Source organism: Pusillimonas sp. DMV24BSW_D, from assembly GCF_011388195.1.
GTDB lineage: Bacteria > Pseudomonadota > Gammaproteobacteria > Burkholderiales > Burkholderiaceae_B > Neopusillimonas > Neopusillimonas aestuarii.
In genome coordinates this window covers 3033305-3045778 of sequence record NZ_CP049990.1, presented here as the reverse complement: position 1 = coordinate 3045778, position 12474 = coordinate 3033305, and the positions used below count along the sequence as shown (strand labels likewise).

The following is a 12474-nucleotide window of genomic DNA, read 5'->3' as shown; positions in this document are numbered from 1 at the left end:
ATTCAAAAAGGGAAACGCATGTCCATTAAAAGTGATCGCTGGATTCGACGTGTCGCACAGGAGCACGGCATGATTGAGCCTTTCGAGCCGGGTCAGGTTCGAAGTGTGAACGGCAACAAAATTGTGAGCTACGGCACAAGCAGTTATGGCTACGATGTGCGCTGTGCCGACGAATTCAAGATTTTTACCAATATCAATTCCACGATTGTCGACCCCAAGGCGTTCGATGAAAAATCGTTTGTCGATTTCAAAGGCGACGTGTGCATTATTCCGCCCAACTCGTTTGCGCTGGCGCGCACCGTGGAATATTTCCGTATTCCGCGCAGCGTGCTAACCGTATGTCTGGGCAAAAGCACGTACGCGCGCTGCGGGATTATCGTGAACGTGACGCCTCTCGAACCCGAGTGGGAAGGCCACGTTACACTTGAGTTTTCCAACACCACACCATTGCCGGCCAAGGTGTATGCGGGCGAAGGTTGCGCCCAAATGTTGTTTTTAGAAAGCGACGAGGTTTGTGAAACTTCGTACCGTGACCGTGGTGGCAAGTACCAGGGTCAGCAGGGTGTTACGCTGCCGCGCGCATAGGAGTTGCCGCATGAAATTTCGATTCCCCATCGTCATTATCGATGAAGACTACCGCTCCGAGAACGCTTCGGGCCTGGGTATTCGTGCGCTCGCTGCGGCCATTGAGGCCGAAGGGGTGGAAGTGCTGGGGGTCACCAGTTATGGCGATTTAAGTTCCTTTGCCCAGCAGCAAAGCCGCGCCAGTGCTTTTATTTTGTCGATCGACGACGAAGAGTTCGACGTCGACTCGCCTGAAGATGTGGCCAACGCCATCAAGAACCTGCGTTCGTTTATTGGCGAATTGCGGTTCCGTAACGAGGATATCCCCATCTATCTTTATGGGGAAACGCGCACGTCACGTCATATCCCGAACGATATTTTGCGTGAACTGCATGGCTTTATTCACATGTTCGAAGATACGCCCGAATTCGTCGCCCGGCATATCATTCGCGAAGCCCGCGCGTATCTCGACGGTCTTGCGCCGCCTTTCTTTCGCGAGTTGCTCAAGTATGCCTCCGACGGTTCCTATTCCTGGCACTGTCCGGGACACTCGGGCGGGGTGGCGTTTCTGAAAAGCCCGGTGGGGCAAATGTTTCACCAGTTTTTTGGCGAAAACATGTTGCGTGCCGACGTGTGTAACGCGGTCGACGAGTTGGGTCAGTTGCTTGATCACACCGGCCCGGTCGCTGAATCCGAACGCAATGCCGCCCGTATTTTCAACGCCGACCATTGTTTTTTCGTCACCAACGGCACATCAACGTCGAACAAAATCGTCTGGCATGCCAACGTGGCGAACGACGATATTGTGGTGGTCGACCGCAACTGCCATAAGTCGATTCTTCACGCCATTATCATGACGGGCGCCATTCCGGTCTTTTTGCGCCCCACGCGTAACCATTTGGGTATTATCGGGCCCATTCCGCAAGAAGAGTTCGAGCCCGAGTCGATTCGCGCCAAAATTGAAGCTAATCCGTTCGCGCGCGATGTAAAGAACAAGCGCCCGCGCATTCTTACCATTACGCAAAGCACATACGACGGTGTGAGCTACAACGTGGAAATGATTAAAGAAAAGGTGGGGTCTGAAATTGACACCCTGCATTTCGATGAGGCCTGGATTCCCCATGCGGCCTTCCACGATTACTACAAAGACATGCATGCCATCGGTAAAGATCGTCCGCGCAGTACCGATGCCATGGTGTTTGCCACACACTCCATTCATAAATTGCTCGCCGGTTTGTCGCAGGCTTCGCAAATTACGATTCAGGAACCGGAAAATCGCAAGCTCGACCGAAACGTATTCAACGAAGCATTCCTCATGCATACGTCTACTTCGCCGCAGTACGCCATTATTGCGTCGTGCGACGTGGCGGCGGCCATGATGGAACCGCCCGGCGGGACGGCCATGGTGGAAGAGAGCATCAGCGAAGCGCTGGAATTCCGTCGTGCGATGCGCAAGGTGGAGTCCGAGTTCGGCAAGAATGACTGGTGGTTCAAGGTGTGGGGCCCCAAGCGCCTGGTTTCGGAAGGTATCGGCAGTCGTGAAGACTGGATGCTGGAAGCCGACGACGAATGGCACGGGTTTGGTCCGTTGGCCAAGGGTTTCAACATGCTCGACCCCATCAAGGCCACCATTGTGACCCCAGGGCTGGATATCTCGGGCACGTTTGCAGAAACGGGCATTCCCGCTGCATTGGTCTCGAAATATCTGGCTGAGCATGGCGTGGTAATTGAAAAAACCGGGCTTTATTCCTTTTTCATCATGTTCACCATCGGCATTACAAAAGGCCGCTGGAACACATTGCTTACTGCGCTTCAACAATTCAAAGACGACTACGATCGCAATCATCCGTTGTGGCGGAGTTTGCCCGATTTTTGTAAAGAGAATCGTCGTTATGAGCGCATGGGCTTGCGTGACTTATGTCAGCAAATTCACGAGTCGTATCGTGAATTCGATGTAGCCCGCTTAACGACGGAAATGTACACAAGCGACATGGAACCGGTGTTGAAGCCGTCCGACGCTTATGCCAGGATGGCTCACCGTGAGGTTGAGCGTGTCGCCATCGACGACCTTGACGGCCGGGTGACCGGGGTATTGTTAACGCCCTATCCGCCGGGTATTCCCTTGCTCATTCCAGGCGAGCGTTTCAATAAGAGGATTGTTGACTACTTGCGCTTTGTGCGCGAATTCAACGCCCGTTTTCCCGGTTTTGAAACTTATGTGCATGGTTTGGCCGAAGATATCGGCCCCGATAATCAGCCGCGCTATTACGTCGATTGTTTAATTGAAGATTCACAGTGACCGCTGCGATTTATGATGTTGCCGTCATCGGTGCCGGCGCCGCCGGCATGATGGCTGCGGCGGTTGCCGGGCAGCGCGGCCTTAAGGTTGTATTGCTCGATCATGCCGAGCGTCTGGCGGAAAAAATTCGTATTTCGGGTGGCGGGCGTTGCAATTTCACCAACAAGGGAACAACGGCGGCGAATTTCATCTCCCAGAATCCGCATTTCTGCCGTTCGGCCTTGGCCGGCTACACCGCCAATGACTTCATTCAATTGGTGAATCAGTACGGCATTGGCTGGCATGAGAAACATCGTGGGCAGCTATTCTGCAATGATTCCAGCGAAGCCATCATCTCTATGTTGCGCAGCGAGTGTGACAAAGGCCGTGTCGCATGGCGCATGCCGTGTGCGGTACATCAAGTTGATCAGCAGGAAAGTGTTTTTGTATTGCGTACCGATGCGGGTACCATTCGCGCGCAAAATCTGGTTGTTGCAACGGGTGGCTTGGCCATTCCCAAGTTAGGCGCAACCGACTTTGCGTTGAAGCTGGCAAGGCAGTTTGGCTTGAAGGTGGTCGAGCCGCGCCCGGCGTTGGTGCCGCTGTTGTTCGATGCGCAGCAATGGCAACCTTTTTCCACCTTAAGCGGTGTGGCGTTAGAGGCTCGTGTGTCGACGTCTTCACCGGTTTTGGGCAAACCCACTGCCAAGCCGGTGCTCACGCAGTTCGATGAGGATTTGCTGTTTACCCATAAGGGCTTGTCGGGGCCGGCTATTTTGCAAATTTCCAGTTACTGGAATCCCGGTCAGCCTATTGTGTTGGACTTGGCTCCGGATGCCGATATTGAACGAACTTTGAAAGAGGCGCGTCAGGGTAATCGGCAACTGCTTTCTTCGGTTCTGGCGTCCATCTGGCCGAAAAGATTGGCCGAGCAATGGCTTAAGAATACGCCCGATTTGCCAAAGCAGATTGGTGATATGAGATTGGCGGATGCGCCCAATGCGGTCTTGAGCAGTTTGGCTCGTCATATCCATGAATGGTCTTTGGTGCCTTCGGGTACAGCGGGTTATCGCAAGGCCGAAGTGATGCGTGGCGGTGTTGATACGCGTTACCTTGATCAACGCAGTATGGAAGCCAAGCCAGTGGCGGGTTTGTATTTTGTCGGTGAAGCTGTTGACGTCACGGGTTGGCTGGGCGGCTACAATTTTCAGTGGGCCTGGTCATCGGCAGTGGCCTGTGCCCGGGCAATAAAAGCAAAGGAATTTCAATGAACTTACCGAATGATCGTAAATATACGGAATCGCATCAATGGATCAAGCAGGACGGGGAGACATTCCTGGTGGGAATTACCGACCATGCGCAGGAGCAACTGGGTGATTTGATGTTTGTGGGCGAGGTTGAAGAGGGCCGCGTGGTAAAGGCCGGCGATGTGGTGGCCGTGGTGGAATCGGTTAAATCGGCGTCTGATGTTTATGCCCCGGTCAGCGGAACAATCATGGCTTTTAACAAAGAGCTGGAAACCCGCCCCGAAAGCCTGAACGAGGCGCCTGACGAAACGTGGATTCTTAAGCTCAAAGCAGACAACCCCGCCGACCTTGATACCTTGCTGGATGCGGCTTCTTACGCTGCCTTAACCGACTGATACGTGGCGATTTCGTACGCGTAGCCGTTTTCTTCCACCCGCGGCAGGCGGTTGGTTTCCCGCCATTCAGACGCGGCAAGTTCGGGAAAAAACACATCACCGTCGACCTCGGTCATGATTTCCGTGGCAATAATTTCATCGATGAAAGGCAAGGCGTCGTTAAAAATTTGGGCGCCGCCAATGATGCAAACCGATGGTTCATTGTGGCAGGCCTGAATAGCCTGTTGAACCGAGGAAAAGACTTCCGCACCCGATGCCTCATAGCTTGCATTGCGGCTCACCACAATGTTGCGTCTTCCGGGCAAGGGGCGCCCCAATGATTCCCACGTTTTCCGACCCATGATAATGGGTTGCCCCATGGTGACTTTTTTGAAATGCGCCAAGTCGGATGGCAGGCGCCAGGGCAATGTATTGTCGCGCCCGATCACGCGGTTCTTCGAGTAGGCGACAATACATTTGATATGGGGGTGGAGCGTATTCATAAATGCTTCGATAAGACCCGGAAGGCCGTTATTCAAACGGCGACGGGCGCCTTGATATGCGGGTGCGCCTGATATTCCGTGATTTGGAAGTCTTCATACTCATAGTCGAATAAAGACGGTGCGCGACGCAGGATAGTTAACTTGGGATAGGGATAGGGCTCGCGCGAAAGCTGCTCCTCAACCTGGTTGAAGTGGTTGCTGTAGATATGGCAATCCCCGCCTGTCCAGATAAACTCGCCCACTTCCAGGTTGCATTGCTGAGCAACCAAATGCGTAAGTAACGCATAGCTGGCAATATTGAAAGGCACACCCAGGAAGATATCGGCGCTACGCTGATACAACTGGCACGACAATTTGCCGTCGGCGACGTAGAACTGGAAGAAAGCATGACAAGGGGGCAGGGCCATGCTGGGAATATCGCTGACATTCCACGCCGACACAATCAACCGGCGCGAGTCGGGGTTGCGCTTTATTTCCTCAATCACTTGCGCCAGCTGGTCGATGTGACCTCCGCCCGGCTTTGGCCATGAGCGCCATTGAACACCGTAAATGGGCCCCAGGTCGCCATCGGGCCCGGCCCATTCATTCCAGATGCTTACCCCGCGCTCTTGCAGCCATTTTGCATTGTTGTCGCCCCGCAAAAACCACAAGAGTTCAATGAAAATACTCTTGGTATGCAGTTTTTTGGTGGTGACCAGCGGGAACCCTTGCGCCAGATCGAAACGCATTTGGTAGCCGAAAACAGAGCGCGTGCCTGTGCCGGTGCGGTCGGTTTTCAGCGTGCCGTTCTCATACACGTGGCGCATGAAATTTTCGTACTGTTGCATAGTGATTACTGTGACGAGGTTTCAGGTTCGGCTTGGTCGAGCACGGTGACCGCATGGGTGATGTCGGCTGTTTTGGCTAATATGGCCGAGGCCGAGCAGTATTTGTCGTGCGACAGTCGTACGGCCCTTTCTACGGCGGCTTGAGGCAGATTGCGCCCGCTTACCTTAAAGTCGAAATGAATTCGGGTGAAGACTTTGGGGTCGGTTTCGGCGCGTTCGGCCGAAAGCTTAACGCGGCAGCCTGTTACAGCGTGCCGGCCGCGTTTTAAAATGAGCACCACGTCGTAGGCGGCACACCCGCCGGCACCCGTGAGCATCATTTCCATCGGGCGGGGCGCAAGATTATTGCCGCCCCCCTCGGGTGCGCCGTCCATGGCGGCGACATGGCCGCTTCCTGTGCGGGCCACAAACAGCATTCCGTCCGGGCCACCCCAGTCGATCGTGCATTCCATTGTGTTTGACACCTATAATTCGGCCCCTGGCGGAGCGTGGAACGTAAAAGAAAGATAGTAATGCATAACGCTGCGACGGATTTACCCAGATCGCAAATCTCGTTGTACCATTTTCATATTGATTGTTGTGTGCATGGCCCTGTTATTGCAGGGTAGTGCTTATGTTCAGGGTGATTATATGCAGGCAGGCCAAAACGTTCGTCGTCACTTCAACCCGGTTGACAAAGGTTTGATTGAATTGGGCAGAGCCCTTGAAGTGCTGAGTGGTGTGGCGCATGCGGTGCGCCCCAATCCCGCAGGGCCGCTACAGGCTGATGAAGCGCCGCTTAATGATACCGATCGTCGTCACTCGGCGGGTTTAATGCGGGTTAACCATGTAGGTGAAGTTTGCGCCCAGGCTTTGTATCGCGGGCAAGCTTATTTTTGTCGCGACGCATCAACGCAGGCTGTGCTGCATGAGGCGGCTCAGGAAGAGGTCGATCACCTGGCCTGGTGTAATGATCGTCTGACCCAGTTAAATAGTCATCGCAGCTATTTGAATCCGTTCTGGTATGCCGGCTCTTTCGCATTGGGTGCGTTGGCCGGCCGCGCCGGCACGGCGTCGAATCTGGGCTTTATGGCTGAAACCGAGTCACAGGTTGAACAACATTTGAATCGTCATTTAAAGGCACTACCGGTCGATGACGGTCGATCGCGCGCCATTGTGGAACAAATGCGGCAAGATGAAATTGCGCATCGTCATAAAGCTGAAGCAGCCGGTGCACGAAAATTGCCTATACCGTTTCGATGCGCGATGAAACTGATGTCTAAAGTCATGACGACAACGGCGTACCGTATCTAGGTAGGGTGCTAATTTTGCAACAAATTGCAATTTGTATGCATGCTGAGTATTGACCTAGGATTAACCCTAGGTTAAACTGCGTTTGTCGTTAGGAATTTATGTGTGTTTGAAGACGGCAATGTTGTAAAAAAGTTGTAGGACAAAAAATATCTTGCATCGCAACATTTTTTCAAATACAATTTGCTTATCGGATGTCGAAACATGATTGCAAAGGGTTTTCCCCAGTTGAATCATGGTGGCTCAGACAAAAAGTCTTCGTAGCCCGGCATGCCAAGGTTGTCTCCTCCACCCTCCTCCTTTGGTGGATTTAGCCCGAGATCTTAGATCTCGGGCTTTTTTTTGCCTGAATCAGGGCTAACCCCTATTTTTACCCTGTTTTGATGTAACATTTCTCGTTGCATCTGCTTGCACGTAGCAAGGTAGAGCCAAGAAAGTCACTTCATAATGTAATCAATTTCATCACGCATGGTAATAATGTGACCAATCCTCAAACTTGGGATACTGTAACCTGGCTCTACATTTGTGTTGTCGCCTTCATGGTGGGGGGGCTGATTGTTGCCTCGGAACGCTGGCACGGCAAGCTTACGGGCGATGTGGATTTCAAAAAACCACAGGCGTCCCACAGCCGTTCAACGCCCCGCGTAGGGGGCTTGGCGGTGGTTGCCGGCAGCCTGGCAGGGCTGTTGGTGCTCGGCCCAAGCAACATGACACTCACCTGGCTTTGGCCGGTATTGTTTATTGCCGCCATGCCCGTTTTTGTTGCAGGATTGCTTGAAGACATAACGAAAGATGTTGGTGCCGGCAAACGCCTGTTGGCGGCTTTTTTGTCGGCGGCAATCGCCTGGTGGCTGATAGGGGGTGTGTCACGTGTCGGCATACCCAGTGTCGACTGGCTACTGGCTTGGTGGCCGGTGTCGCTGATATTCACAATGCTGGCGGTTGGCGGCTGTACCCACGCACTGAATATTGTTGACGGCATGAACGGGCTGGCCGGCATGGTGGCAACCTTAATGGCCATTTCCATTGGGTTGGTGGCATTGCAGGTGCAAGACATTCCTATCTTTCTGATTTCAGCGGCGTTGGCCTCGGCCACCTTGGGGTTCCTGGTTTGGAATTTCCCTTTTGGTCGTGTATTTTTGGGCGATGGGGGCGCTTATTTCCTGGGCTTTATGTTGGCCGAACTGGCCGTGCAGCTCGTGGTTAGAAACCCCGGCGTATCGCCATTCTATGCGCTGGCCGTCCTGTTTTATCCGGTATTCGAAACACTGTTTTCCATATGGCGCCGTCGATTCAAACGCGGTACGCCCATTGATCAACCCGACGCCTTGCATTTGCATCAACTGGTTTTCCGACGCTTGGTACGCGTGACATTCAGTCGCGACAGCCGTCATGCCGTGCCGGCGCTGTGTAACGCTATGGCGTCGCCGTATTTGTGGGTTCTTACGCTAATTGGTTTGGTGCCTGCAACGATTTGGTGGGACAGCACGCTGATTCTATGCATCAGCCTGCTGGTGTTTTCTTTGGTATATATCTGGTTGTATTCGCGCCTGGTTTCCTGGCGCGGTCCCTCCTGGCTGTTGTTGCCGTCTATCGGTAAAACAAAAAAGCCGGATTAAACGAAATTGAATTTTTGTGTGTTTGCGCAAACAAGGAGAATAAGTTGCAGATTGCAGACGTGAAATTGGCGGTTGTCGGCCTGGGCTATGTTGGCTTGCCGTTGGCCGTTGAGTTTGGCAAAAAACGCCCGGTGTTGGGCTTTGATATTAATATGCGCCGTATTGCCGAGTTGCAGCAAGGTAAAGACCATACCCGTGAAGTAGAGCCCGAGGAGTTGGCACAAGCATCACACCTAAGCTTTACGCATACGACGTCTGAACTGGCTAAGGCCAACGTATTTATTGTGACGGTTCCCACCCCCATTGATGATTACAAACAACCGGATCTTACGCCATTGGTGCGGGCCAGTGAAACGATCGGTAAGGTGCTTAAGCGGGGCGACATTGTTATTTATGAGTCAACTGTTTATCCCGGCGCAACCGAAGAAGATTGCGTACCTGTACTGGAGCGTGTGTCGGGCTTGAAATTCAATGAGGATTTCTATGCCGGTTATAGCCCTGAACGCATAAATCCGGGTGATAAACAGCATCGTGTTGCAACCATTAAGAAGGTCACATCGGGCTCAACGCCTGAAGTGGCCGAATTGGTTGATGCGCTTTATCGTGAAATTATCGTCGCCGGCACGCACAAGGCTTCATCGATTCGTGTTGCCGAGGCGGCCAAAGTGATTGAAAACACCCAGCGCGATGTCAATATTGCACTCATTAATGAGCTTGCCCTGATCTTCAACAAAATGGGTATTGATACTCAGGCGGTGCTGGAGGCGGCCGGAACCAAATGGAACTTTTTGCCGTTTCGCCCCGGTTTGGTTGGGGGGCACTGCATTGGTGTTGATCCTTACTATTTAACGCATAAAGCCCAAGCCATTGGCTACCATCCTGAAATTATTCTGGCCGGCCGTCGGTTGAACGACTCAATGGGCGGCTATGTGGCGTCGCAACTGATCAAGGCCATGACCAAACGACGCATCCAGGTGCAGGATTCGCGCATTCTTGTGATGGGCCTGGCGTTCAAGGAAAACTGTCCCGATTTGCGCAACACACGGGTGGTGGACATTGTGAATGAGCTAAGCGACTACAGTACGCAGGTCGATGTGTACGACCCCTGGGTCGATGCCGATGAAGCTCGCGAAGAGTATGGCATCACGCCTGTGAAAGAGCCGCAGCAAGGTGCTTACGACGCCATCGTGCTGGCGGTGGCACATAATGAGTTCGTTCAAATGGGCGTCGACAAAATCCGGGCGTTGGGCAAAACCCCGCATGTGCTGTACGACCTGAAGTACTTACTAACGGCGCAAGAAGCCGACCTACGTTTATAAGAAAGAGCAGGGCGCTATGAGTGAACGCTTTCAAGATGTTGTTAAGCAGTTTCAACACGAGCCGGGTGTTTGGCTGGTAACCGGATGCGCGGGATTTATTGGGTCGAACCTGCTTGAGGCATTGCTGAAAATGGGTCAAACAGTCGTCGGCCTGGATAATTTCGCTACCGGCTTTCGACACAATCTTGATGAGGTGCAGCGAAACGTCGGTGACCAGGCATGGGGGCGTTTTCGCTTTATCGAGGGTGATATTCGCGATCCCGAGCATTGTCGCGCGGCGGTGCAGGGGGTGGATTATGTGTTGCATCAGGCGGCGCTGGGTTCGGTGCCGCGCTCCCTGAATGATCCGGCTACTACGAATGCCGTCAATATTTCCGGTTTTCTTAATATGTTGATCGCGGCGCGTGACGCCAAAGTAAAGTCTTTCGTGTATGCGGCCTCCAGTTCAACGTATGGTGACCACGAAGCATTGCCGAAGATCGAAGAGCGCATCGGCCAGCCGCTTTCCCCTTACGCGGTAACCAAATACGTGAACGAACTTTATGCCAGCGTTTTTGCGCGCTCATACGGTTTCAACAGTATTGGCTTGCGATACTTCAACGTTTTTGGCCCTCGCCAAACCCCGGATGGTGCTTATGCGGCCGTGATACCGCGCTGGATTGGTGCGATGATTCGTAATGAGGCCGTGCATATCAACGGGGATGGAGAAACCAGCCGCGACTTTTGCTTTGTAGACAATGTTGTGCAAATGAACGTGCTTGCTGCAGCCGCCTCAGGCGATGCCGTGAATCAGGTTTATAACGTGGCGTTTAACGCACGTACCAGCCTGAATCAGTTGTTTGATTACCTGGTCACAACGCTTGCCAAGAACGGGGTTTCATATGATCGCCGCCCCGAATATGGCGATTTCCGGGCCGGTGATGTGCGTCATTCACAGGCCGACATCAGTAAAGCCGGGAAGCTGTTGGGGTATGAGCCGCAGTTCAGCATTATTCAGGGGCTTGAAAAAGCCATGCCTTGGTACATTCAGTTTTTAAGTTAATTTGAAAATCATTCGTGACCGCCTGACCCGCCTGGGATCCGACCATAAGCGCATTGCGCGGGGTGCCATGCGGGTCGCCTTCTTTCTGCTGCTGGGTAAGTTCGTCGGTGCATTCAAGGAAATGGCCGTAGCGTACCGCTATGGTATTTCCGACGTGGTGGATGCTTACCAGTTCACGCTCACCATGGCAGGGTGGTTGCCGGTTACCGCCATTGGTGTTCTTTCGGTGGTTTTGATTCCGGTTTTGGTGAAGTTAAAGCGCCAGTCGCAGCAAACGCGCGAGCGCTTCTTGCAGGAACTGTTCGGCGTTACGTTAACCGTTGGGGCCTTGTTGGCAGTAGGGTTGTATTTTGCCTGGTCCTGGGTGCTCGAATGGGTGGGTGCCGACTTAACGGCCAATACGCGGGCGATGAGTCAGGAGCTTATGCTGGCGTTCGCTCCCGTGGCCTTGCTAACGCTGGTGGCCGGTGTCAGTTCTGCGCGGTTGCGGGCGCACGAGCGGCATATCAATACGCTGCTCGACAGTATTCCGGCTTTGCTGATTTTGGTTTGGGTCATGTTGGCGGCAACGGCGGCCGATGTTGGGCCTTTGCTTTGGGGTACGTTAGTTGGTTACATGATTCAGTCGGCCTGGTTGTTGTGGCTGGCCTCGCGCGCCGATAACGTGGGCGTCACGCCCCGGTTGGGTTTTCAATCGCCTTATTGGCCTCAGTTGGTGGCTGCCGCGGGCATCATGCTGGTAGGGCAGGTTGCCATGAGCATCGTGGGGCCTTTGGATCAATATACTGCAGCCGAGTTAGGTCGCAATGCCAACGCCACGTTGGGTTATGCAAACCGCATTTTGGCGTTGTTGCTAGGTTTGGGCGCGGTGTCGGTTGGGCGTGCCGCCTTGCCTGTGCTGTCGGACATCCACAGTCGGGGTGATGCCGCACAGGGCCGGCGCATGGCTTTGAAATGGTCTGTTCTCATGCTGGGCATGGGTATGGCGGCTGCGCTGGTGGGATGGTTGCTTGCGCCGTGGGGTGTGAGTTTATTGTTCGAGCGTGGCGCTTTTACGGCACAAGACACCCTAAGGGTTGCGGGGGTGTTTCGTTGGGGCCTGCTGCAAATGCCGTTTTATTTCGGTGTTCTGGTGCTGGTTCAATTACTTGCCAGCCAGAATCGTTACCGCATTATGGCGGTCATTGCATTAGGGAATTTTGCGCTCAAGGCGTTATTGAACCCCTTACTGGGGTCAGCTATGGGCTTGCAGGGCGTGATGTTGGCAACAGCGTGTATGTATGCATTGTCATATGGTTGCTATGTTTTGGCTGCGCTCAAGCCTGTTGCAAGCGAAGCGGCGTCCGGCCCTGCGCAATAGTCGTATTCAGAAGGAATTGGTGTGGTTAGGTTGAAGCGTTCCCCGCATTTG

General features: G+C 53.4%; 12 protein-coding genes. 9 read left to right on the top strand and 3 right to left on the bottom strand.

What is annotated here, in order from left to right:
- Nucleotides 1-18: 18 nt before the first annotated feature.
- Genes dcd through gcvH form a run of 4 tightly spaced genes read left to right on the top strand, consistent with a single transcriptional unit; the run spans nt 19 to nt 4484 of the window.
- Nucleotides 19-585 carry a dCTP deaminase gene (gene dcd, locus G9Q38_RS14580; protein WP_114421497.1) on the top strand — a complete coding sequence of 189 codons (567 nt, stop codon included), beginning with the start codon at nt 19-21 and terminating at the stop codon, nt 583-585.
- A gap of 10 nt (nt 586-595) precedes the next feature.
- A complete protein-coding gene (locus G9Q38_RS14575; RefSeq protein ID WP_166132165.1) occupies nt 596-2863 on the top strand; it encodes an arginine/lysine/ornithine decarboxylase in 2268 nt (755 codons plus the stop codon).
- An 8-nt stretch (nt 2864-2871) separates the two neighbouring features.
- Entirely contained in the window at nt 2872-4113 is a 1242-nt protein-coding gene (locus G9Q38_RS14570) for a BaiN/RdsA family NAD(P)/FAD-dependent oxidoreductase (protein WP_166132443.1), read from the top strand.
- Nucleotides 4110-4484: a glycine cleavage system protein GcvH gene (gene gcvH / locus G9Q38_RS14565; RefSeq protein ID WP_166132164.1), complete on the top strand. Its 375-nt coding sequence runs from the start codon at nt 4110-4112 to the stop codon at nt 4482-4484. The genes G9Q38_RS14570 and gcvH overlap by 4 nt, the downstream gene beginning before the upstream one ends.
- On the opposite strand, the gene G9Q38_RS14560 is transcribed toward gcvH, so the two are convergent.
- Genes G9Q38_RS14560 through G9Q38_RS14550 form a run of 3 tightly spaced genes read right to left on the bottom strand, consistent with a single transcriptional unit; the run spans nt 4463 to nt 6245 of the window.
- Nucleotides 4463-4966: a dihydrofolate reductase gene (locus G9Q38_RS14560; RefSeq protein ID WP_166132163.1), complete on the bottom strand. Its 504-nt coding sequence runs from the start codon at nt 4964-4966 to the stop codon at nt 4463-4465. The genes gcvH and G9Q38_RS14560 overlap by 22 nt on opposite strands.
- Before the next feature lie 32 nt (nt 4967-4998).
- Nucleotides 4999-5793, bottom strand: a complete 795-nt coding sequence (locus G9Q38_RS14555) for a thymidylate synthase (protein WP_166132162.1) — start codon at nt 5791-5793, stop codon at nt 4999-5001.
- A 5-nt stretch (nt 5794-5798) separates the two neighbouring features.
- Nucleotides 5799-6245, bottom strand: coding sequence for an OsmC family protein (locus G9Q38_RS14550; protein WP_166132161.1), 447 nt, complete (start codon nt 6243-6245; stop codon nt 5799-5801).
- Between the two features lie 178 nt (nt 6246-6423).
- Here G9Q38_RS14550 and coq7 point away from each other — a divergent pair, with 178 nt between their 5' ends.
- The 5 genes from coq7 to murJ all read left to right on the top strand — a co-directional run bounded on the left by coq7 (nt 6424) and on the right by murJ (nt 12423).
- Nucleotides 6424-7086, top strand: coding sequence for a 2-polyprenyl-3-methyl-6-methoxy-1,4-benzoquinone monooxygenase (gene coq7 / locus G9Q38_RS14545; RefSeq protein ID WP_166132442.1), 663 nt, complete (start codon nt 6424-6426; stop codon nt 7084-7086).
- 536 nt (nt 7087-7622) lie between these two features.
- On the top strand, nt 7623-8702 hold the full coding sequence (locus G9Q38_RS14540; protein ID WP_166132441.1) for an MraY family glycosyltransferase: 1080 nt from the start codon (nt 7623-7625) through the stop codon (nt 8700-8702).
- A 44-nt stretch (nt 8703-8746) separates the two neighbouring features.
- A complete protein-coding gene (gene tviB / locus G9Q38_RS14535) occupies nt 8747-10021 on the top strand; it encodes a Vi polysaccharide biosynthesis UDP-N-acetylglucosamine C-6 dehydrogenase TviB (RefSeq protein ID WP_166132160.1) in 1275 nt (424 codons plus the stop codon).
- A 16-nt stretch (nt 10022-10037) separates the two neighbouring features.
- Nucleotides 10038-11063 (top strand): SDR family oxidoreductase, encoded by a 1026-nt coding sequence (locus G9Q38_RS14530; protein WP_166132159.1) that lies wholly within the window; start codon nt 10038-10040, stop codon nt 11061-11063.
- A gap of 1 nt (nt 11064) precedes the next feature.
- On the top strand, nt 11065-12423 hold the full coding sequence (gene murJ / locus G9Q38_RS14525; RefSeq protein ID WP_205962308.1) for a murein biosynthesis integral membrane protein MurJ: 1359 nt from the start codon (nt 11065-11067) through the stop codon (nt 12421-12423).
- Nucleotides 12424-12474: the final 51 nt, after the last annotated feature.

What these genes read in the sequence shown, in the direction of transcription:
- dcd (WP_114421497.1), top strand. Translation starts at nt 19, where the DNA reads ATGTCCATTAAAAGTGATCGCTGGATTCGACGTGTCGCACAGGAGCAC.
- G9Q38_RS14575 (WP_166132165.1), top strand. Translation starts at nt 596, where the DNA reads ATGAAATTTCGATTCCCCATCGTCATTATCGATGAAGACTACCGCTCC.
- gcvH (WP_166132164.1), top strand. Translation starts at nt 4,110, where the DNA reads ATGAACTTACCGAATGATCGTAAATATACGGAATCGCATCAATGGATC.
- G9Q38_RS14560 (WP_166132163.1), bottom strand. Translation starts at nt 4,966, where the DNA reads ATGAATACGCTCCACCCCCATATCAAATGTATTGTCGCCTACTCGAAG.
- G9Q38_RS14555 (WP_166132162.1), bottom strand. Translation starts at nt 5,793, where the DNA reads ATGCAACAGTACGAAAATTTCATGCGCCACGTGTATGAGAACGGCACG.
- G9Q38_RS14550 (WP_166132161.1), bottom strand. Translation starts at nt 6,245, where the DNA reads ATGGAATGCACGATCGACTGGGGTGGCCCGGACGGAATGCTGTTTGTG.
- coq7 (WP_166132442.1), top strand. Translation starts at nt 6,424, where the DNA reads ATGCAGGCAGGCCAAAACGTTCGTCGTCACTTCAACCCGGTTGACAAA.
- G9Q38_RS14540 (WP_166132441.1), top strand. Translation starts at nt 7,623, where the DNA reads ATGGTGGGGGGGCTGATTGTTGCCTCGGAACGCTGGCACGGCAAGCTT.
- G9Q38_RS14530 (WP_166132159.1), top strand. Translation starts at nt 10,038, where the DNA reads ATGAGTGAACGCTTTCAAGATGTTGTTAAGCAGTTTCAACACGAGCCG.